This window comes from Delftia acidovorans NBRC 14950 (genome assembly GCF_001598795.1).
GTDB classification, from domain to species: domain Bacteria; phylum Pseudomonadota; class Gammaproteobacteria; order Burkholderiales; family Burkholderiaceae_C; genus Comamonas; species Comamonas acidovorans.
In genome coordinates this window covers 217,341-237,557 of sequence record NZ_BCZP01000003.1, presented here as the reverse complement: position 1 = coordinate 237,557, position 20,217 = coordinate 217,341, and the positions used below count along the sequence as shown (strand labels likewise).

General features: G+C 67.8%; 17 protein-coding genes. 5 read left to right on the top strand and 12 right to left on the bottom strand.

The features are described 5' to 3' along the window. Nucleotides 1-204: 204 nt before the first annotated feature. From DA1_RS05455 to hemC, 7 genes are all read right to left on the bottom strand, one after another. Complete coding sequence (locus DA1_RS05455; RefSeq protein WP_012204149.1) at nt 205-783, bottom strand: YceI family protein; 579 nt, start codon at nt 781-783, stop codon at nt 205-207. 69 nt (nt 784-852) lie between these two features. Then, nucleotides 853-1,425, bottom strand: coding sequence for a YceI family protein (locus DA1_RS05450; protein ID WP_034391259.1), 573 nt, complete (start codon nt 1,423-1,425; stop codon nt 853-855). A 102-nt stretch (nt 1,426-1,527) separates the two neighbouring features. Continuing rightward, nucleotides 1,528-2,121, bottom strand: coding sequence for a cytochrome b (locus DA1_RS05445; protein WP_034391261.1), 594 nt, complete (start codon nt 2,119-2,121; stop codon nt 1,528-1,530). 228 nt (nt 2,122-2,349) lie between these two features. Next, a complete protein-coding gene (locus tag DA1_RS05440; RefSeq protein WP_034391264.1) occupies nt 2,350-3,657 on the bottom strand; it encodes a heme biosynthesis HemY N-terminal domain-containing protein in 1,308 nt (435 codons plus the stop codon). A gap of 19 nt (nt 3,658-3,676) precedes the next feature. Beyond that, nucleotides 3,677-4,819 (bottom strand): uroporphyrinogen-III C-methyltransferase, encoded by a 1,143-nt coding sequence (locus DA1_RS05435; RefSeq protein ID WP_012204153.1) that lies wholly within the window; start codon nt 4,817-4,819, stop codon nt 3,677-3,679. Beyond that, a complete protein-coding gene (locus DA1_RS05430) occupies nt 4,816-5,625 on the bottom strand; it encodes a uroporphyrinogen-III synthase (protein ID WP_034391266.1) in 810 nt (269 codons plus the stop codon). Before DA1_RS05430 ends, DA1_RS05435 begins: the two co-directional genes overlap by 4 nt. A gap of 13 nt (nt 5,626-5,638) precedes the next feature. Then, on the bottom strand, nt 5,639-6,577 hold the full coding sequence (hemC, locus tag DA1_RS05425; protein WP_013803628.1) for a hydroxymethylbilane synthase: 939 nt from the start codon (nt 6,575-6,577) through the stop codon (nt 5,639-5,641). Nucleotides 6,578-6,689: 112 nt separating this feature from the next. On the opposite strand from hemC, the gene ppc reads away from it, so the two are divergent. Further along, nucleotides 6,690-9,539: a phosphoenolpyruvate carboxylase gene (ppc, locus tag DA1_RS05420; RefSeq protein ID WP_013803627.1), complete on the top strand. Its 2,850-nt coding sequence runs from the start codon at nt 6,690-6,692 to the stop codon at nt 9,537-9,539. 102 nt (nt 9,540-9,641) lie between these two features. Further along, nucleotides 9,642-11,750, top strand: a complete 2,109-nt coding sequence (locus DA1_RS05415; protein ID WP_034391269.1) for a PTS sugar transporter subunit IIC/EAL domain-containing protein — start codon at nt 9,642-9,644, stop codon at nt 11,748-11,750. 51 nt (nt 11,751-11,801) lie between these two features. Here the strand turns inward: DA1_RS05415 and flhC are convergent, their stop codons facing one another. From flhC to DA1_RS05390, 5 genes are all read right to left on the bottom strand, one after another. Beyond that, on the bottom strand, nt 11,802-12,344 hold the full coding sequence (gene flhC / locus DA1_RS05410; protein ID WP_012204158.1) for a flagellar transcriptional regulator FlhC: 543 nt from the start codon (nt 12,342-12,344) through the stop codon (nt 11,802-11,804). Between the two features lie 27 nt (nt 12,345-12,371). Then, complete coding sequence (gene flhD, locus DA1_RS05405) at nt 12,372-12,698, bottom strand: flagellar transcriptional regulator FlhD (RefSeq protein ID WP_012204159.1); 327 nt, start codon at nt 12,696-12,698, stop codon at nt 12,372-12,374. Nucleotides 12,699-13,018: 320 nt separating this feature from the next. Beyond that, nucleotides 13,019-13,924, bottom strand: a complete 906-nt coding sequence (locus DA1_RS05400; protein ID WP_034391272.1) for a sulfurtransferase — start codon at nt 13,922-13,924, stop codon at nt 13,019-13,021. 93 nt (nt 13,925-14,017) lie between these two features. Continuing rightward, complete coding sequence (locus DA1_RS05395; protein ID WP_034391274.1) at nt 14,018-14,923, bottom strand: DMT family transporter; 906 nt, start codon at nt 14,921-14,923, stop codon at nt 14,018-14,020. Between the two features lie 323 nt (nt 14,924-15,246). Then, complete coding sequence (locus DA1_RS05390; protein ID WP_034391277.1) at nt 15,247-16,389, bottom strand: aromatic ring-hydroxylating oxygenase subunit alpha; 1,143 nt, start codon at nt 16,387-16,389, stop codon at nt 15,247-15,249. Between the two features lie 340 nt (nt 16,390-16,729). On the opposite strand from DA1_RS05390, the gene xseB reads away from it, so the two are divergent. The 3 genes from xseB (at nt 16,730) to dxs (ending at nt 20,009) form a co-directional block, all read left to right on the top strand. After that, the gene (xseB, locus tag DA1_RS05385; RefSeq protein WP_034391280.1) at nt 16,730-16,966 is read left to right on the top strand and encodes an exodeoxyribonuclease VII small subunit; all 237 of its coding nucleotides are present in this window, start codon (nt 16,730-16,732) and stop codon (nt 16,964-16,966) included. Nucleotides 16,967-16,974: 8 nt separating this feature from the next. Then, nucleotides 16,975-17,925 carry a polyprenyl synthetase family protein gene (locus DA1_RS05380; RefSeq protein WP_012204164.1) on the top strand — a complete coding sequence of 317 codons (951 nt, stop codon included), beginning with the start codon at nt 16,975-16,977 and terminating at the stop codon, nt 17,923-17,925. 203 nt (nt 17,926-18,128) lie between these two features. Beyond that, nucleotides 18,129-20,009, top strand: coding sequence for a 1-deoxy-D-xylulose-5-phosphate synthase (gene dxs / locus DA1_RS05375; RefSeq protein WP_034391284.1), 1,881 nt, complete (start codon nt 18,129-18,131; stop codon nt 20,007-20,009). Nucleotides 20,010-20,217: the final 208 nt, after the last annotated feature.

Genomic DNA, 20,217 nt, shown 5'->3' with positions numbered 1-20,217 from the left:
ATGACCGTGAAATCGCTATCAATTTGATGCATTTGCAAAGGCCGCCAATGTGCCCGCTGTTCCTCTGTGGAGCGGGTGCGAATGGAGGGCATTGGCAAGGTCTTTTCCGGGAATTCAGAAAAGGCAAAAAAAAGCCCGTGACCGGCTTGCGGATCACGGGCTTTGGGCGGCAGCGCCCTGAAAGGCACTGCGGCGAATGCGGATTTACTGCTGCTTGACCGCTTCGATGGACATCACCAGGCGCACTTGCTTGGGGAAGCCATAGTCCACGCCGTAGTTCACGCCGAAGGCGGTGCGGTCGATCACGGCTTCGAAGTCGCCGCCGCAGGTCTCGCGCTTTTGCAGCATGGCGTTGGGGTAGCAGGTGAACTTGTTGGCCTTGATGGTCACGGGCTGGGTCTTGTCCAGGATGGTCAGGTGGCCGGTGACTTCCTTGAGCTTGTCGCCGTCGAAGACGAACTTGTCGGAGACGAACTTGGCCTGGGGGAACTTGGCCACGTTGAAGATGTCGGCGCTCTTGAGGTGCTTGTCGAAGGCGGCGGTGCCCGAGCTCAGCGATTCCATTTCCAGCACGACTTCGACCTTGCCGGCCTTGGCGTCACGGTCGAATTCCACGGTGCCGCTCTTCTTGTCGAAGCGCACGCGGTTGGTCGAGGCGCCGTTGTGGTCGATCTCGAACGTGGCGAAGGTGTGCGTCGGGTCGATGGCGTAGGTTGCGGGAGCAGCCTGGACAGCGGTGGCAAACAGGCCGGCAATGGCCAGGGCAAACACGGAAGTGCGCATGAAAGAACTCCTAGGTTGGGGTTGCACGAAACGGGAAAGAAAATGGCCGATCTTGGGCAGGGACGCGGCTTACAGCTTGCCCACGCCGGTCAATGCCAGCTTGAACTGCACCTGCACCTCGTCGGCCACCATGGAGGTATCGCCCCATTCGCCTTCGCCGATCTTGAATTGCAGGCGCTTGAGCGGCAGCGTGCCGGTGGCCGTGGTCGTGGTGCCGGACTGGGCCAGTTGCACGGGAATGCTCACGTTCTGGACCTGGCCCTTGATGCTGAGCTTGCCGTCCACCTGGTACTTGCCGCCGCCCAGCGCCTTGACGGCGGTGGAGTCGAACACGGCCTGCGGGAATTTGGCGACGTTGAACCAATCCGCCTTGGGCAGTTCGGCGTCGGTTTCCTTGGCGCCCATGGTGGCGCTGCCGGTGTCCACGGTGAAGCGGATCTTGCTGGTGTCGGGCTTGGCCGTGTCGAACTGGACCTGGGCATCGAACTTCTTGAAGTGGCCCTGCAGGGGCACGCCCATCTGCTTGGCCGTGAAGTTCACGGCGCTCTGGGCGGGGACGAGCTTTTGCTCGGCCAGTGCCGCTTGGGAAGCCAGGGCCGCAGCGGCCAGGGCGATGGTGGTCAGCGTGGAGGAAAAGCGCATGGCGAAACTCCTAGGGGTCGGGAAAATCCGGTCAGGGGTTGCTGGGGCCGGATGGACACCGGCCCTGGCTGGCGAGAGGTTGGCGAAAGGTTGGCGAAAGGTTCAGGCGCGGCCCGGCAGCATGCGGGAGATCAGGCCGTCGCGGTCGATGAATTGGTGCTTGAGGGCGGCGCCCACATGCATGGCAATCAGCACGACCAGGGCCCAGGCCGCCCAGCCGTGCAGGGGCTTGAGGGTTTCCGCCAGTTCGGGGCTGGCGCTCACGAAGTCAGGCAGGGGCAGCATGCCGAGGAAGACGATGGGAAAGCCGGCCGCCGAGCTGTAGGCCCAGCCCAGCAGGGGCACGGCGAAGAACAGCAGGTACATGGCGTGGTGGGTGCCGTTGTGGGCCCAGTGCTGCCATTGCGGCATGGCACGGGCCACGGCGGGCGGCAGCTCGGGCGGGCGGTGGGTGACGCGCCAGAGCAGGCGCAGCAGGCTCAGCGACAAAAGCGTGACGCCCAGCCACTTGTGCCAGTTGTACAGCTTCAGGCGCGAAGGGGAGAACGGCAGGCCGGTCATGTACCAGCCCAGGCCCAGGGCGGCGATCAGGCCCAGGGCCAGCACCCAGTGGGCGGCCATGGCCACGCCGGTATAGCGCGTGGCTCTGAAGGAGGATTTTGCTGGCGCGTTGGCGCGGGCTGAGGACTCTGTCATGGATGGCGGCAGGCTTTGGAACCGTTCAGGGCCCCTGTGAAGGGGCCCTGGATGGCAAAAAGGGTGCGGTGCGCTCTGCGAGAACTTCGTGCACTGCGGACAACGTGCAGTGTAGGAAGCGGCAAATCCAAAAGAGTTCAGCGGTATTGACGGCTCAATTCAAAAAAGATGAAGGCCGCAGCACCGGTGGTACCCGCAGTACCCGCGTTACGCGCGGGCTGCAGGAGTTCAGGGCCGGGCGGGATCGGCGGGCAGCATGACCACGGCCTGCGCCGCCTGCTTCCAGGCGGCGGCGGCTGCGTCGGCATCGCCCCGGTGCTCGGCCATCAGGGCCAGGCGCTGCCAGGCACGGGTGCGCAGTGCGCTTTCCTGCAGATGGGGCGCAGCGCGCAGCAGCAGTTGCTGGGCCTTGCCCCAGAGCTGGCGCTGCACGCAGGCCATGCCGGCCAGGTATTGCAGGCGGGGTTCGCGCGGATGGCTGTTGGTGGCCGCCTCGATGCGTGCCAGCCAGCTGCCGTCCAGGCCGTCCAGGCAGGGCTCCAGCACCTGGACCAGGCGCGGCAGATGCGATTCGCTGCGCGGGCCGGCATGGGACAGCAGGCGTTCCCACACGGGCAGCAGCCAGGCGCGGGCCTGCGCGGCCTCGCCGCCCAGGGCCATGAGGCGCGATGCGGCCGGCAGCGCGATCTCGGGCATGGCACGTTCCTCACCGTCCAGCGACAGCCAGAAGTGCTGCAGCTGCGTGGTGTCGCGTGCCTCGTTGATGCTCTCCAGCACCAGGCCGCGCACCACGCTGGCGGCGGCCGCTGGCGAGAAGGCGCGGTGCTTGGCCAGCAGGCGCGCCGTGTCCAGCGCCGTCGATGTCTGGCCGGCCAGGCGCGAGGCCTTCAGGCGGATGCGCAGCGCGATCGTGCGGCGTGCCGCGCCCTGGGGCAGTTCGGCCAGGCGGCGCAGCGCGTCAACTGCGTCGCGGTCGTCCAGGGCCCAGCGCGCGGCGCGCATCTGGGCGCCTTCGCGCATTTCCTGCTCCTGGGCATTGCCCTGGGCCGGTGCATTGGCCAGGACTTCGCGCCAGTGGTGGTCGCGCTGCGGGCTGTCCTGCAGGGCGTGGGAGGCATCGGCGGCCACCATGTGGGCGGCTGCACGCAGCCGCGTGCCGTGTGGCACGGCGGCATGTGCCTCGGCCAGGGACTCCTCCATCGCCAGCGCGGCCAGTGCCGACTTGCGTGCGCGCAGGAAGCGGCCGGCCTGCTGGTGCGACAGGGCTTCCAGCAGGCTGTGGTGCATGGCGCGCTCTTTTTGCTGGCTGCGCCAGCGCCGTGCCTGGTGCGGCATCTGCAGCAGCGCAGCCAGGGCGCGCAGCGCGGCATACAGCAGCACGAAGGCCAGCACGATGATGGCAATGGCCAGGTTCAGGGACAGGTCCAGCCGGTAGGGCGCCCAGAACAGGGTCACCGTGCCCTGGTTGGAGCCCGCGAACAAGGCGGCCGCAACGGCCATGCCGAACAAACCGATCAACCACAGTGCAGCGCGCATTCGTCTGTCTCCCGGCTGCTCAGCGGCCTGCGGCGGCTGTTGCCAGCGCCGCCAGGGTTTCCTGCAGCGCCGGCTGTTCGGTGGTGCGCAGATTGGCCTGGATCTGCTGCAGCTGGGCCTGCACGATCTGGGTGCGGCGCGCGGCAGGATCGAAGTATTTGTTCACGGCCATGCCCGAGGCGGCCAAGTCGGCACGCGCCGCATCCCACTGGCGCGACAGCAGGGCCAGGCGCGAGTTCAGCAGCTTGAGCTTGAGGTTCTCGCGCAGGAAATAGGCCTGCTCGGGCGCCAGCAAGATGGCGTCCGGGTGGTCGATGCGGCTGACGCGCAGCAGGTCCTGGGCCTCTTCGCGCACGGCCGTCCAGCCGCGCTCACCCCAGGACTGCCACCAGCTCCACTCGGTGGGGCTGCCCTCGATGGGGGCGGGCTCGGGCTGGCGGGCCGCCTGGCCGGCCACGCCGCGATGGCGGCTGGCGCGTGGCTGGGCCACGGCGTTGAGCAGGGGCATCTCGTCGACCAGGCGCACCAGGTCCTCGATGCGGGTGAGCAGGCCGGCGGTGTCGGTCACGCTCATGCGGGCCAGCCGCTCCAGGTCGCGGTCCAGCGCCCGCATCACGGGAGCCAGACGGGGCTGTGCGGCGCGCTCTATGCGCTGGCGGGCGTTCTTGAGCGTGGCCACCAGCGGCTGCAGGCTGCCGGACAGCTCGGCCTGCTGCTGGGCCAGGCGGATGGAGGAATCTATGTCCACCACCAGGTTCTCGTCGCGCGAGCGCGACATGCTTTGCAGGAGTTCGTCGAGCTGCGTGCGCTGCAGCGACAGCTCGGCAATGCGCGCTTCCATGACCGAGGTGCGCGCCGCGCTGTCGCGGGCCAGGTCCTGGGCGTCGCGCGCCAGGGTGCGGGCCTCGACCGACTGGGAGCCGGACTGCGCGGACTGGCGGGCCAATTGTTCCTGGATATTGCCCAGGCGCTGCCAGAGCATGCCGCAGGCAATGAGCGCCGCCACGGCCACGGCGCCCACGCCCAGGACCAGGGCAGAGGAGCCGCTGCGCAGGTCTGCAGCGGGGCTGCTTTGGGCGGAGCCGGCAGCGAATGCTGCGGCGGAGGCTGGTGGCGTCAGGTCCTGCGGGGTGGGGCGGTCTTGCGCTGCGTCGGAACTCATGGCGTCGATTCTATCGACGCAACCACGTCCTCCAGAGCCGGCCGACATTGCTTGACATATCCGAATCCCAGTTGTCTGGCCTGGGCGGCGATTCGCTCGTGCGTAGCAAGCGCTCGCGCCTTTTGCCACGATTGGCCGGGCAAGAGCTGTTGCAGGTTGGCAACGGATTCGGCGCTGCTGAGCAGCCAGAGCGAGCCATCTTCGGCCGCCAGGCGTGCCAGTGCCGTCTGGGCTGCATCCCAGGCAGGCAGTTCGCGCTGGTAGACGGCCAGCATTTCGACCTGGGCACCTGCCTCGCGCAGTCGGGCGGCCAGCCAATCGCGGCCGGCGCCTGCCGTGGCCGGCACGGTCCTGGGCGCTCCTGCCTGGCTGTCGCCGCGCACGATGAGCACGCGGTCGCCCGCATGGATCTGGTCATGCACGCGCTGCCATAGCGTTTCGGATTCGAACTGGGCGGCGTCCGGTGGCGGGCCGTCGATCTGTGCTGGCGCAATGCCCAGGGCCAGCAGCGCCTGGGCGGTGCCGGGGCCGGGCGTCCAGGCGCGGGTGGAGGCCGGAAGCTGTGCGGGGTCGGTGCCGAAGAAATGCTGGACGGCATTGCCGCTGACGAACATCACGGCGCGGTAGCCCCGGCCTTCGCGCAGCGCGTTGCGGGCGGCCTGCAAGGCCTGTTGCGTGGTCGCATCGCGGCAGGGGCCTATGGCCATCAGCGCCAGCGGCTGGGCCGGCAGGCCACGAGCCTGCAGCGCATCCACCCACGCGGCTGCGTCATGGGCCGGGCGGGTGACGAGTATGCGCGGTGGCATGTGGGCGTGCCGTCTAGAGCTTGGGGGCCGGTTGGGCGCCCGCCGCCTGCAGCAGCGCAGCCACGTGCTGGCCCAGCGCGTCGGCGCTGGCGAAGTCGGTGACGGTGGCGTCGGCGTGCACCTGCACCAGCGGCAGCCGGCCTTCCGGGTCTCCCCAGGCTGCGTCCAGGCGCAGTTGCTGGCCGTCGAATGTGCCGTGCGCCGCCAGCGGCATGGAGCAGCTGCCGCCCATGCAGCGGCTGACGGCGCGCTCGGCGGTCACGGTCAGCCAGGTGGTCTGGTGGGCCAGCGGGGCCAGCGCGTCGATCAGGTCCTGGCGGTCGGCGCGCACCTCGATGCCCAGCGCGCCCTGGCCTGCGGCCGGCAGCATGCCGGTGGGCTCGAACCTGGCGCGGATGCGGTCGGCCAGGCCCAGGCGCATCAGGCCTGCGGCGGCCAGCACGATGGCGTCGTAGTGGCCTTCGTCCAGCTTGCGCAGGCGGGTGTTCACGTTGCCGCGCAGCGGCTCTATCTTCAGGTCGGGGCGCAGGGCCTGCAGCAGTGCCTGGCGGCGCAGGCTCGATGTGCCGACGACGGCGCCCTGCGGCAGCTCGGCCAGCGTGGCGTAGCGATTGGAGACAAAAGCGTCGCGCGGGTCTTCGCGCTCCATCACGCAGGCCAGCACAAAGCCTTCGGGCAGCTCCATGGGCACGTCCTTGAGCGAGTGCACGGCGATGTGGGCGCGCCCTTCTTCCAGCGCCACTTCCAGCTCCTTGACGAACAGGCCCTTGCCGCCCACCTTGGACAGCGTGCGGTCCAGGATCTGGTCGCCCTTGGTGGTCATACCCAGCAATTCCACTTCATGCCCCCGGGCGCGCAGCAGCGCCTGGACATGCTCGGCCTGCCACAGTGCCAGCTGGCTCTCGCGCGTGGCGATCACGATGGAGTGGGGGAGAAGTGGTTTGGTGTTCATCAGGTGCCTCGGGGGGAGCGCGGGATGCTAGCATGCTGCGCCGCAGTAAACCCGGCACCAGGACCGAAGCCCAAGCAAACCGATACGCTGACCGATTCCAGGAGATTCGTTGATGGCCACCGCCCCCCGCAAGAGCAATGCGCGAGATGACAGGCGTGATGACAAGCCTGTCCGCAAGACGGACAAGGACCTGCCGCTGATCGAGGACATACGCCTGCTGGGGCGCATTCTGGGCGATGTGATCCGCGAGCAGGAAGGCGTGGCGGCCTTCGAGCTGATCGAGCAGGTGCGCCAGCTGTCGGTGACCTTCCGCCGCGATGCCGACGAGACCGCCGACCGCGCGCTCAAGCGTCTGCTCAAGGGCCTGACGACGGACCAGACGGTGAGCGTGATCCGCGCCTTCACCTATTTCAGCCATCTGGCCAACCTCGCCGAGGATCGCCACCACATCCGCCGCCGCGCCGTGCACGAGCGCGCGGGCAACACCCAGGAAGGCAGCATCGAAGTGGCGCTGGCGCGCCTGCGCTGGGCCGGCATCTCGGCCGGCACCGTGGCGCAGACGCTGGCCAAGAGCTATGTGGCACCCGTGCTCACGGCCCACCCCACGGAAGTGCAGCGCCAGAGCATTCTGGTGGCCGAGCGCGACATCTCCCAACTGCTGGCCGCACGCGAGGACATCGTGGCCCGCGCCCAGCTGTACAACAGCGCCAAGGACGCGCTCACCCCGCGTGAACTGGAGCGCAACGAGGCCCAGCTGCGTGCCCGCGTCAGCCAGCTGTGGCAGACACGCCTGCTGCGCTACTCCAAGCTCACCGTGGCCGACGAGATCGAAAACGCGCTGTCCTACTACGAAGCCACCTTCCTGCGCGAGATCCCCAAGCTGTATGCGCAGCTGGAGCAGGAGCTGGGCAACACCCTGCCCGTGCACAGCTTCCTGCGCATGGGCCACTGGATCGGCGGCGACCGTGACGGCAACCCCAATGTCACGGCCCAGAGCCTTGAGCTGGCGCTGTCGCGCCAGGCCGACGTGGCGCTGCGCCACTATCTTCGTGAGGTGCACTACCTGGGCGGCGAGCTGTCGCTGTCCCAGCGCCTGACCGATGTGTCCACCGAGATGCAGGCCCTGGCAGAGCGCTCGCCCGACACCAACGAGCACCGCTCCGACGAGCCCTACCGCCGCGCGCTCACCGGCATCTACGCGCGCCTGGCGGCCACGCTCAAGGGGCTGACGGGCGGCGAGGCTGCGCGCCATGCCGTGGCGCCGCAGAACGCCTATGCCTCGCCCGAGGAATTCCTGGCCGACCTGCGCGTCATCGATGATTCCCTGAGCCGCAACCACGGCGAGGTGCTGGCACCCCAGCGTCTGCGCCCGCTGATGCGCGCCGTGCAGGTCTTCGGTTTCCACCTGGCCACGGTGGACCTGCGCCAAAGCTCGGACAAGCATGAGGAAGTGGTGGCCGAGCTGCTGGCTGCCGCGCGCCTGGAGCCCGACTACTCGGGCCTGCAGGAAGACGCCAAGTGCGCCTTGCTGGTGCGCCTGCTGGAAGAGGCGCGGCCGCTGCGCGTGGTGGGCGCCGACTATTCCGAGCATGCGCGCGGCGAACTGGCCATCTTCGAGACCGCGCGCCGCCTGCGCGCGGCCCTGGGCGCCGAGGCCATACGCCACTGCATCATCAGCCACACCGAATCGGTCAGCGACCTGCTGGAGGTGCTGCTGCTGCAAAAGGAGGCCGGGCTGCTGCGCGGCACGCTGGACGACGGCGCCATCTGCGATGTGATCGTCGTGCCGCTGTTCGAGACCATTGGCGACCTGCGAAGCGCCTCGCCCATCATGCGCCGCTACTTCCAGCTGCCCGGCGTGGCGGCCATGGTGCAGCGCAGCGGCGGCGAGCAGGACATCATGCTGGGCTACAGCGACAGCAACAAGGACGGCGGCATCTTCACCAGCAACTGGGAGCTGTACCGCGCCGAGATCTCGCTGGTCGAGCTGTTCGACGAGCTGGCCGACAGCCATGGCATCAGCCTGCGCATGTTCCATGGCCGCGGCGGCACCGTGGGCCGGGGCGGCGGCCCCAGCTACCAGGCCATCCTGGCCCAGCCCCCGGGCACGGTGCGCGGCCAGATCCGGCTGACCGAGCAGGGCGAGGTGATCGCCTCCAAGTACGCCAACCCCGAGATCGGCCGGCGCAACCTGGAGACCCTGGTGGCCGCCACGCTGGAGGCCACGCTGCTGCAGCCGACCAAGCCGGCCACGCGCGCCTTCCTGGATGCGGCGGCCTTCCTGTCCGACGCCAGCATGGGCGCCTACCGCGCCCTGGTGTACGAGACCCCCGGCTTCACCAGCTACTTCTTCAGCAGCACGCCCATCCGCGAGATTGCCGAGCTGAACATCGGCTCGCGCCCGGCCTCGCGCAAGCCCTCGCAGAAGATCGAGGACCTGCGCGCCATTCCCTGGGGCTTCAGCTGGGGCCAGTGCCGGCTCACGCTGCCGGGCTGGTACGGCTTTGGCGCCGCGGTCAAGGCCTTCATCGACCAGCCTGGCAAGGATGGCAAGGCCCAGCTGGCCCTGCTGCAGAAGATGTACCGCCAGTGGCCGTTCTTCCGTACCCTGCTGTCCAACATGGACATGGTGCTGGCCAAGAGCGACCTGAACCTGGCCTCGCGCTATGCCGACCTGGTGCCGGACGCGCGCCTGCGCCGCCGTATCTTCAGCGCCATCGAGGCCGAGTGGCACAGCACCGTCGATGCGCTGGCGCGCATCACGGGCGACAAGCAGCGCCTGGCCCACAACGAAGCGCTGGCGCGCTCCATACGCCATCGCTTCCCCTACATCGATCCGCTGCACCATCTGCAGGTGGAGCTGGTACGGCGCTGGCGCGCAGGCCAGACCGATGAGCGCATCAAGACCGGCATCCACCTGTCCATCAACGGCATCGCGGCCGGGGTGCGCAACACGGGCTGATCCTGCTCTCTGGAGGCCGCAACAGCCCTTTGCGGCCGGCGTTGTACGATGTGCTCCGGACAGGAGCGCCTGACTTCTGCCGGGAAGAAAAGGGTGGGAGCCATGGGCAACAAGAGGTCACGGGCCGGCTTTCCGGACGTGCAACTGTTCCTGACACAGCGCCTGGCCAGGCTGGCCGGCGCCAACTCCATGCGGGCCATACGCGAGGGCCTGCTCTGGCTGGTTCCCTGTCTGCTGGTCTCGGCCCTGTTCCTCATCCTGTCGGCGCTGGCGCAGATGTCCGGCCAGCCCGAACCCGTGGTGCGGGTGCTTGCGGGCCTGCACGCGGAGATCGGCAGCATCCTGCCGCTGCTGGTGGCCGCGTCCATCGGCTACATGCTCTCCATACGCCACCGGCTGCCGCGCCTGCCGGTGACCTTTCTGTGCTTCGCGCATGTGCAGATGGCCATTTATCTGCTGAGCGAGCATCCGCGCGCGGCGGCCACCCTGGTGCTGTTCATCTCCATCGCCTCCCCCCTGATCACTGTGCCCCTGATGGCGCGCCTGAGCCGGCTGCGCTGGACGCGCATCGCGCGCACCGGCTTCGTGAGCGAGAACGTGCGCGAGGTCATGAACCTCGTCGTTCCCGGCGCCCTTGTTGCCGTGCTGCTCGTGCTGCTGCTGCTGGGCCTGCAACAGGTGCTGCCGGATCTCACGCGGGCCGAACTGCCGCTGGCCATCGCGGGCCCAGAGACCCCCTACCGCAGCGGGCTGACGCTGGCACTGCTCAATTCCGTGCTCTGGTTCTTCGGCGTCCAGGGGTACTACGCCATGCAACCCTTCTTCCAGGTGCTGGACCAGGCGGTGGTGGCCAATGCCGCCGCGATGGCGCAGGGGCTGCAGGCGCCCTGGGCGCTCAGCGGCGGGCTGATGGGCTCCTTCGTCTTCATCGGCGGCTCCGGTGCAACGCTGTCGCTGGCGCTGGCCGTGCTGCTGTTTTGCCGGGGGCGGGGCCTGCGCGTGCTGGCGCTGGCGGCGCTGCCCATCTCCTTGCTCAACGTCAACGAGATCCTGCTGTTCGGGCTGCCGATCATCCTGAACCTGCGCCTGCTCGTGCCGTTTCTCGCGGTACCCGCCATCAACCTGGTCGTGGCCGTCACGGTGGTGCAGGCAGGCTGGGTGGCACCGGCCTCCATGGTGCTGCCGCTGACTGCGCCCGTGGTCTTCAATGCCTATGTGAGCACGGGCGGGGACATGGCGGCCGTGGTGCTGCAACTGGCATTGACGGCCCTGGGAGCGCTGATCTATGCGCCCTACGTGCGGGCCATCGACCGGCTGGGCCAGGACGACGGTGCCATCGTGCTGCACGCGCTGGACACCACGTTCTCGCGCCTGCCCGAAGAGGCCGGGCTGATCGTGCGCGATCCGCTGGTGCAGGCGCACCAGGCGCAGGCCCGGCGCGAGACCATGCTGGCGCATATCCGTCGCATCAGCGAGTACGAGTTCCACCTGGAATTCCAGCCCCAGGTCTCGCACCGCAGCGGCCTGTGCCTGGGCTGCGAGGCCCTGCTGCGCGCGCGGGACGCGCAGGGCCGCTTGCAGCAGCCCGGCAGTTTCCTGCGCTGGCTGGCTGATGCGGGGCTGATGCGCGAGGTGGACCTGTGGGTGGCGGGCGCTGCTGTGCGCCAGAGCCGGCACTGGCGCCAGGAGGGCTTTGCCATGCCGATCAGCATCAATGTGTCGGGTGCCACGTTGACCTCGCCCGAGTACTGCTCGCGCCTGATGCTGCTGCTGGCCCAGGCCAGGGGGCAGGTCGGCGTGGAGATCACGGAGGAAGAAATGGTGGGCGATGTGGAGGCGATCCGCCGCGCCATAGGGCAGATCCATGCGCTGGGCGCCAAGGTGTCCATCGATGACTTCGGCACCGGCTTCTCTTCCATGAGCTACCTGCACCAGTTCGATGTGGATGCCATCAAGATCGACCGCAGCTTCGTCGTGGCCAGCGGCCATGCCAAGGGCGAGCTGGTGCTGGACGGCCTGCTGCGCTTTTGCGAGGCGCTGCAGCTGAATGTGGTGGCCGAGGGCGTGGAGACCGAGGCGCAGTTGCAGGCCCTGGGCTTCGAGGGCGATCTGCTGGTGCAGGGCTGGTACTTCAGCCGCGCCCTGCCGGGCGAGAAACTGCCGCAGTTCGCCAGGGACTGCGCCGCCAGGGCAGGCGGCGGGACGGTCTAGATTCCTGGATTCCTGTGGCGGCATCGCGGGTGCGATGCGCAGTGCAGATCATCAGTGCAGCATCAGCGAGCCGGCGCTCTTGCTCTTGCCGGCGCGTGCGGGCGGATTGCACAGGCCGCACTGGTAGTGGCGCTCGTTCTCGTAGGGCTCGGTCACGAACTGGCCCTTGCACACCGTGCACTGGGTGCGGGTCAGCATCTGCGCATCGACGAACTTCACCAGGCGCCATGCGCGGGTGAAGGACAGCAGCGCTTCCAGCTCGGCGGCCTGGATCTGCTCGGTATAGAGACGGTAGGCCTTGGTCAATTGTTCAACGGCATCCAGCTCGGCGCCCTTGGACAGGTATTCGTAGATATTCAGGAACAGCGAACTGTGGATGTTCTCCTGCCAGGTCAGGAACCAGTCGGTCGAGAACGGCAACTGGCCCTTGGAAGGCGACTTGCCGGCGATCTCCTTGTACAGGCGGATCAGGCGCTCGTAGGACAGCGTGGTCTCGGATTCGAGCACCTGCATGCGTGCACCCATCTCGATGAGCATGGCGGCGCGCTCGATCTGCTTGGACTCGTTCAGGACACTTTTGGCGGGGGTGGACATGGCGGGCTCCAGAGTTCTTCAGGCGGATCAGAGGACTTCGGAGACGCGGCTGGCCATCAGGATGTTGGCGTGCAGCGTGTTGGTCGCACCGTTGCCGATCTTGTTGCTGCTGTGGTTGGTCAGCAAGCTCCAGACCATTTCGTCGTCGACCCGGAAGCTGGCGAGCAAGGTGTTGCGCGAGGCCAGCTTCAGCACCTGGGCTGCCGACAGTGCGGCCAGCAGGTCGCACGATTCTTCGTTCAGTCCCAGGCGGAACACCGCTTCGGCCTTGTCCTGGCGGATCAGGGTCTGGGCCAGCATCAGGTAAGTGAGGTTGGCTTCGCGGATTTCGGCAAGCAGCTGTTCATTGTTCATAGGACCATCCTTTGCATCTCGGCAGCCGCAACGCCCGGGTAGAAACAAGATGTTCAACCTGTTGCGATCTGTTGAGATGGATTGTGGAGGAGGGCCCTTCGCCGTTGAAGTCGGGGCAGGTCTGCGCCGGATGTCTGGTTGTGAGACGGCGTTTGTAAGATTTACCTTACACCTGTAGCAAGGTTTGGATGACTCGATTTCGCTCAGGCCAGGCCGTCTGGGGGCTTGGGAGCAGGCCGCTGCAGTGGCGTTGTTGCATGTCGGCCTTTTGACACAGTGCTGTCATTGTGCAGCCTCCCCAAGGGGAGGCATAAGCCGAATTAGCCGCGCTCCACCGGCCTCTTCGGGTCACTGCACCACTCGCTCCAGCTGCCCGCGAACAGCCTTGCAGGCGGCAGTCCCGCAATGCGCATGGCCAGCAGGTTGGGCAGCGCGCTCACGCCGCTGCCGCACTGGTGCACCACGCTGGCCGGATCGCGGCCTGCCAGCAGCTGTTCGAACTCCGCGCGCAGCAGGGCGGCAGGCTTGAAGCGGCCGTCGGCGGCGATGTTCTCGGTGAAGGGCCGGTTGAGCGCGCCTGGGATGTGGCCGGCCACAGGGTCCAGCGGCTCGACCTCCCCGCGGTAGCGGGCCGGGGCGCGAGCATCGACCACGGTCTGGCCTGCGCTGCCCAGTGCATCGAGCACCTGCTGCGCCGTTGCCAGTTGCTGCAGCGGCTCGCGCAGCTCGAAGTTGGACTGGAAGCGCGCGCTTTCCTCGCCCGATGCCACGGGCTGGCCTGCGGCCTGCCAGGCCTGGAGACCTCCGTCGAGCACGGCCACATCGCCATGGCCGGCCCATTGCAGCATCCACCACAGGCGCCCGCAGTGGTTGGCACCGTTGCGGTCATAGACCACGGCCTGCATGTCGTTGGAAAAACCGATGCTGGACAGCCACACGGCAAAGCGTTCGCGGTTGGGCAGCGGGTGGCGGCCGCCCGAGGCGGCCTGCTCGCTGGCCGCCACGCTGCCATGGGCGCCGGGCACGCCGTGTTTTGCGCTGAGGTCATGGTCCAGATCGGCGAAGACGGCGCCTGGAACATGGGCCTGCAGGTACTGGGCCTTGCCGGCCGCAGGCTGGGTCAGGTCGAAGCTGCAGTCGAAGACCATCAGCGGACGGCCGCTGGCCTGCAGCGCGGCCAGCTCCTGGACGGAGATCAGGGTCTGGTAGGAGGTGTTGGAAGTCATGGATGCGGAACTCCGAAGGCCTGTGCAGGCGGTGGTGCGCCTGCGGCAAAAGATCCGATCCATTATGCGACGGCCCCAGGCGGGCCGGCGGCGTCAGCCGCGCGAACGCAGGGCCGTGGCCAGGGCGCCGCTGGCCACGATCAGGCCAATGCCGGCCCAGCCGATCAGCGGCACGCTTTCGCCGAACATCGCCAGGCTCAGCAGGGCCGCGAAGACGATGCCCGAATACTGCAGGTTGGCCACGACCAGGGTGTTGCGGCTGTTGCTGGCCGAGGCGTAGGCCGCCGTCATGCAGACCTGGGCCACGGCGGCCAGCACGCCCACGGGCAGCAGCCACAGCGCGCGCCAGCCCGGCCAGGCGGACACGCCCGTGAAGCACATGGCCAGGGCACCGGCCACGGCCGAGCCCAGTGCGAAGTAGAAGACCACGCGCGCCTCGGGCTCGCCCATGCGCGACAGCGTGGCCACCTGCATATAGGCCATGGCGGCGAACACCCCGCCGATCAGGCCGCCCGCGCTGGCCACGAATTCCTGCGGCGCCGCGCTGGGGCGCAGCACCAGGATCACGCCCACGAAGCCCAGGGCCACGGTGGCGACCAGGCTCCAGGGAAACGGCGGCAGCGCGCGCAGCGCATGCGATTCGGGCTGGCGGCGCAGCTGGTGGCGCAGCAGCAGGCCCTGGCCGATCAGAAAGACCGCCATCCAGATGCTGCTCATGGAGTTGAACGTGGCCGCCGTGGCCAGCGGCAGATGGCCGATGGAGTAGAACCAGGCGCCCATGGACGTCACGCCCACGAAGCTGCGCCAGGCATGCTCGCGCGGATAGCGCGTGGCCAGCGAGATGCCCTGGTGGCGCGCCAGCCACCACAGCGCCACCATGCTGACCAGCCCGCGGTAGAAGACGATTTCCGCCGCGTTGAAATCCTGGGAGGCGAACTTCACACACACACTCATGACCGCAAAAACGAATGCGGCCGCCACCATCCACAGGGCTTGCATATAAATGACCGGATAGAGCCGCACAAGGACCGCGGCGCTGGACGAGAAAAGGGTTGGGTTTTGTTTTTGGCGCATGCCGCCTGGCTGCGTACGGCCCAGGGCCGTGGCAGGGACACGCGCAAGGAACTGTATTGCATAAGCCAAGACATTGGACTTGCCTCGGGATGCATTGCCGCCGCCAGCCCTGCCCATTGGGCACATCAGGGCGCTTGCATTCAGAGGAGCTGGGCAGCAGGCCTGCCGCTCAATGCAGACGGCCCAATGCCAGCGGCCTAATGCAGACGGCCCGCACGAATGCGGGCCGTCGGGAGAGCGGGAGCAGATCAGCGTGCGGGGACTGCTGCGTCACCCATCACGCCGCGATACCACTCATGGAAGTGCTGCATGCCGTCTTCCATGGGGCTCTGGTAGGGGCCGACCTCGTTGTCGCCGCGCTCATACAGTGCCCTGCGGCCGGCGTCCATGCGCTCGCCGATCTCGTCGTCCTCGATGCAGGTCTCCATGTAGGCGGCCTTTTGCGCCTGCACGAATTCGGGCTCGAAGGCCGCGATCTCTTCGGGGTAGTAGAACTCGACCACGTTCAGCGTCCGGTCCACCGCCAGCGGGTGCAGGGTCGAGACCGTGAGCACGTGCGGATACCACTCCACCATGATGTGCGGGTAGTAGGTCAGCCAGATCGCGCCGCGTTCGGGCAGCTCGCCGTTGCGGTAGGCCAGCAGCACGTCGTGCCACTTCCTGTAGGTGTCCGAGCCGGGCTGGGCAAAGCCGGGCGCCACGCCCACGGTCTGAACCGAGTACTCCTTGGCAAACTCCCACTGCAGGTCGTCGCAGGTCACGAAGTTGCCCAGGCCCGGGTGGAAGGGGCCCACGTGGTAGTCCTCGAGGTAGACCTCGATGAAGGTCTTCCAGTTGTAGTTGCACTCGTGCATCTCGACATGGTCGAGCACGAAGCCCTCGAAGCTCAGCTGCTCGCGCAGCTTCATGCCGGCCAGGTCGGACTCGATGTCGCGGCCGTTGTCCTCGAACAGCAGGCCGTTCCACTCGCGCAGCCGGTAGTTGTTCAGGTTCAGGCAGGGATCGTGGCTGAAGTGCGGTGCGCCCAGCAGCTCGCCGCTGGTGCTGTAGGTCCAGCGGTGCAGCGGGCAGACGATGTTGCCCCCCGCATGGCCCTTGCCTTCGGTCATCAGATTGCCCCGGCCCTTGAGCATCACGGCCTGGCGGTGGCGGCAGACGTTGGAGATCAACTCCACCTGCCCCCTGGCATTGCGCACCAGAGCGCGGCCTTCCTTTTCCTGGGGCAGGGCGTAGTAGTCGCCTATCTCGGGAACGGCCAGTTGGTGGCCCACGTAGCGCGGGCCGCGTTGAAAGATGGTCTCCAACTCGCGCTGGAACAACGCAGGGTCGAAGTAACTGGAAACTGGTAGTTGGCTTGCGGCCTGCTGCAGTTGAAGACTTAAATCAGACATGGGTGACCTGACCTAAAGACTCCCCACAGGGAGGGTGCGCGTGCGCACGGGATTGGAAAAAGCAAAACCGGCCGTTCCTGGACATGGAGGCAGGCTTCACGACGTGAAAAGAAGCGGCGCCCGAGGCGCTGTCTCTTGTCGATGAGCCCGACCGTATGCCCAGGCAAGGGGCCGGTTTGACGGGGAATGGGATTATAGCCCGTGGGGTTATTTCCGGATGCCCGGTACGTGTATTGCGCGCGCCGGATGCCGCCTGTCAAGGGCTGTCCGGTTATTGGCGGCACGGTCATGGAGGGGCGCCTAGAATCGTCGGTTCCCCACAACGCACCGCCATCGCACCATGCCCAAGGCTGCTCCCAAGGCTCTTGCCGAGCCCAACAGTTACGAATCCGCGCTGCAGGAGCTGGAGCAGCTCATCGCGCAGATCGAGTCGGGCCAGCTGCCTCTGGAGCAGATGCTGACAGGCTACCAGCGCGCGGCGCAGCTGCTCGGCTATTGCCGCGGCCAGCTCGACGCGGTGCAGGAACAGGTCAAGGTGCTTGACGAGGGGACGCTGGCCCCGTGGAGCCAGGATTGAAGATTGCCATGAGTGCCGTGATGACTTGCGCTTCCGATGTTTCCCAGCCGGCCGGCCCCGGCGCGCTGGATTTCCCCTGCTGGATGACCGATCGCCTGGCGCGCACCGAAAGCGCGCTGTCGCAATGGGTGGGCGTGGATGCGCCTGCGGGCCTGGGCGAGGCCATGCGCTACGCCGTGCTCGATGGCGGCAAGCGCCTGCGCCCGCTGCTGGTCTGGGCCGCCGCCGAGGCCGTGGATGGCCTGCAGCCCGCCGCCGTGCGCGCCGGCTGCGCGGTGGAGCTGATCCATGCCTATTCGCTGGTGCACGACGACATGCCCTGCATGGACAACGACGTGCTGCGCCGTGGCAAGCCCACGGTGCATGTGCAGTTCGGCGAAGCCTCGGCCCTGCTGGCTGGCGATGCGCTGCAGGCGCTGGCTTTCGAGCTGCTCGTTCCCGAGCCCGATCAGGCCGGCAGCATGCCGGACGCCCTGCAGGCGCGGCTGTGCCGGCTGCTGGGCCGTGCCGCAGGCGCGCAGGGCATGGCCGGTGGCCAGGCCATCGACCTGGCCAGCGTGGGCCTGCAACTGAGCGAGGCCCAGCTGCGCGAGATGCACCGCCTCAAGACCGGCGCCCTGCTGCATGCCAGCGTGCTCATGGGAGCGGCCTGCAAGGAGGGCGTGGATGCCCAGGCCTGGCAGGCGCTGTCCGACTACGGGCAGGCGCTGGGCGTGGCCTTCCAGGTGGTGGATGACATCCTCGACGTGGTGGCCGACTCGGCCACCCTGGGCAAGACGGCCGGCAAGGACGCGGCCAACGACAAGCCGACCTACGTCTCGCTGCTGGGCCTGGACCAGGCCCGCGCCCATGCCGACGAGCTGTGCGCCCTGGCGCACGCGGCGCTGGCGCGCAGCGGCCTGCCGGACACGCGGGCCCTGGCGGCACTGGCCGACATGGTCGTGAGCCGTACTCACTGACAATGAAGCACCCCCTGAGTCGCTTCGCGCCTTCCCCCTCTCTACCCGCTTCGCGGGGGAGGGGGACGACACCCTCGCTGCGGGGCGGCCCTTGCTCGGTGTCCCTTGGTGGGGGTGCGCTACTTGCAAGGGTGGCGTTCGATGCCACAGGCAACTGATACGAAAATATGGGCGATGGTCTTGCGGCCATCAAGATATCTAGCATGACCACGAACACCTACTCCCTGCTGCAGACCATCGACGATCCCGCGGATCTGAGGCGTCTGTCGCGTGCCGAACTCAAGACCCTGGCCCAGCAACTGCGTGCCTATGTGCTGGACAGCGTCTCCAAGACCGGCGGGCATCTGAGTTCCAACCTGGGGACGGTGGAGCTGACGGTGGCGCTGCATGCGGTGTTCGACACGCCCTACGACCGCGTGGTCTGGGACGTGGGCCACCAGACCTATCCGCACAAGATCCTCACGGGCCGGCGCGAGCGCATGGCCTCGCTGCGCCAGTTCGGCGGCCTGTCGGGCTTTCCGCAGCGCGCCGAGAGCCCGTACGACACCTTCGGCACGGCGCACTCCTCCACCAGCATCTCGGCCGCCCTGGGCATGGCCCTGGCTGCCAAGCAAAAGGGCGAGGACCGCCGCGCCATCGCCGTCATCGGCGACGGCGCCATGACGGCCGGCATGGCCTTCGAGGCGCTGAACAACGCCGGCGTGACCGATGCCAACCTGCTGGTCATCCTCAACGACAACGACATGAGCATCAGCCCGCCCGTGGGCGCGCTCAACCGCTACCTGGCCCAGCTCATGAGCGGGCAGTTCTACGCCAAGGCGCGCGACATGGGCAAGAGCGTGCTCAAGCAGGTGCCGCCGCTGCTGGAGCTGGCCAAGCGGCTGGAGCAGCAGGCCAAGGGCATGGTCGTGCCGGCCACGCTGTTCGAGAACTTCGGCTTCAACTACATCGGCCCCATCGACGGGCATGACCTCGATTCGCTGATCCCCACGCTGGAGAACATCAAGAGCCTCAAGGGCCCGCAGTTCCTGCATGTGGTCACCAAGAAGGGCCAGGGCTACAAGCTGGCCGAGGCCGATCCCGTGGCCTACCACGGCCCCGGCAAGTTCGATCCCAGCGTGGGCCTGGTCAAGCCGGCCACGCCCCCGAAGCAGACCTTCACCCAGGTCTTCGGCCATTGGCTGTGCGACATGGCGGACAAGGACCAGCGCCTGGTGGGCATCACCCCCGCCATGCGCGAGGGCTCGGGCATGGTGGAGTTCCACAAGCGCTTTCCGGGCCGCTACTACGACGTGGGCATTGCCGAGCAGCATGCGGTCACCTTCGCGGCCGGCATGGCCTGCGAGGGCCTCAAGCCCGTGGTCGCCATCTATTCGACCTTCCTGCAGCGCGGCTACGACCAGTTGATCCACGACGTGGCGCTGCAAAAGCTGCCCGTGGTCTTTGCGCTGGACCGCGCAGGCCTGGTCGGCGCCGATGGTGCCACGCACGCAGGTGCGTATGACATCGCCTTCGTGCGCTGCATTCCGCACATGAGCATGGCCTGCCCGGCCGACGAGCGCGAATGCCGCCAGCTGCTCACCACCGCCTACGAGCAGGACCATCCCGTGGCCGTGCGCTACCCGCGTGGCGCGGGCGTGGGTGTGGCGCCGCTGGAGAGCCTGGAGGGCCTGCCCTTCGGCAAGGGCGAGGTGCGCCGCGAGTCTGCCAAGAAGCAGGTCGCCATCCTGGCCTTCGGCACCCTGCTGTACCCGGCCCTGGCTGCGGCCGAGGCGCTGGACGCCACCGTGGTCAACATGCGCTGGGCCAAGCCGCTGGACGAGGAACTGCTGCGCCAGGTGGCCTCCACGCACGAGCTCATCGTCACCGTGGAAGAGGGCTGCATCATGGGCGGCGCAGGCAGCGCCGTGGCCGAGTCGCTGCAGGCCGCCGGCATCACGCGCCAGCTGCTGCAGCTGGGCCTGCCCGACGAGTTCATCGAGCACGGCGATCCCGCCAAGCTGCTGGCCCTGCAGGGCCTGGATGCGGCGGGCATCGAGGCCTCGGTGCGCGCCCATCTGGCACCCGAGCGCGCGGTAGCCTGAGCGGCGCCGGGCGGCCGGCCAGCCGAGCAGAACTACGCGGGGGAAAACCCCGTCCGCGCTTGCTTTGCGGCGTTTTTAGAATCGATACCACCTGATACAGTGTGAATGCACGTGCGAACGTGCGTTTTTTTTGCCGCCGGGTCGCCCCAAGGCAAAAAGCGGCCCCCTCGGGGTGGCCGCGGACCTTGCGCAGCAAGGGGGGCGTAGG

Coding starts and splice junctions, on each gene's coding strand:
- DA1_RS05455 (WP_012204149.1), bottom strand. CDS start 783: ATGCGCACTTCCGTGTTTGCCCTGGCCATTGCCGGCCTGTTTGCCACC.
- DA1_RS05450 (WP_034391259.1), bottom strand. CDS start 1,425: ATGCGCTTTTCCTCCACGCTGACCACCATCGCCCTGGCCGCTGCGGCC.
- DA1_RS05445 (WP_034391261.1), bottom strand. CDS start 2,121: ATGACAGAGTCCTCAGCCCGCGCCAACGCGCCAGCAAAATCCTCCTTC.
- DA1_RS05440 (WP_034391264.1), bottom strand. CDS start 3,657: ATGCGCGCTGCACTGTGGTTGATCGGTTTGTTCGGCATGGCCGTTGCG.
- DA1_RS05435 (WP_012204153.1), bottom strand. CDS start 4,819: ATGAGTTCCGACGCAGCGCAAGACCGCCCCACCCCGCAGGACCTGACG.
- DA1_RS05430 (WP_034391266.1), bottom strand. CDS start 5,625: ATGCCACCGCGCATACTCGTCACCCGCCCGGCCCATGACGCAGCCGCG.
- hemC (WP_013803628.1), bottom strand. CDS start 6,577: ATGAACACCAAACCACTTCTCCCCCACTCCATCGTGATCGCCACGCGC.
- ppc (WP_013803627.1), top strand. CDS start 6,690: ATGGCCACCGCCCCCCGCAAGAGCAATGCGCGAGATGACAGGCGTGAT.
- DA1_RS05415 (WP_034391269.1), top strand. CDS start 9,642: ATGGGCAACAAGAGGTCACGGGCCGGCTTTCCGGACGTGCAACTGTTC.
- flhC (WP_012204158.1), bottom strand. CDS start 12,344: ATGTCCACCCCCGCCAAAAGTGTCCTGAACGAGTCCAAGCAGATCGAG.
- flhD (WP_012204159.1), bottom strand. CDS start 12,698: ATGAACAATGAACAGCTGCTTGCCGAAATCCGCGAAGCCAACCTCACT.
- DA1_RS05400 (WP_034391272.1), bottom strand. CDS start 13,924: ATGACTTCCAACACCTCCTACCAGACCCTGATCTCCGTCCAGGAGCTG.
- DA1_RS05395 (WP_034391274.1), bottom strand. CDS start 14,923: ATGCAAGCCCTGTGGATGGTGGCGGCCGCATTCGTTTTTGCGGTCATG.
- DA1_RS05390 (WP_034391277.1), bottom strand. CDS start 16,389: ATGTCTGATTTAAGTCTTCAACTGCAGCAGGCCGCAAGCCAACTACCA.
- xseB (WP_034391280.1), top strand. CDS start 16,730: ATGCCCAAGGCTGCTCCCAAGGCTCTTGCCGAGCCCAACAGTTACGAA.
- DA1_RS05380 (WP_012204164.1), top strand. CDS start 16,975: ATGAGTGCCGTGATGACTTGCGCTTCCGATGTTTCCCAGCCGGCCGGC.
- dxs (WP_034391284.1), top strand. CDS start 18,129: ATGACCACGAACACCTACTCCCTGCTGCAGACCATCGACGATCCCGCG.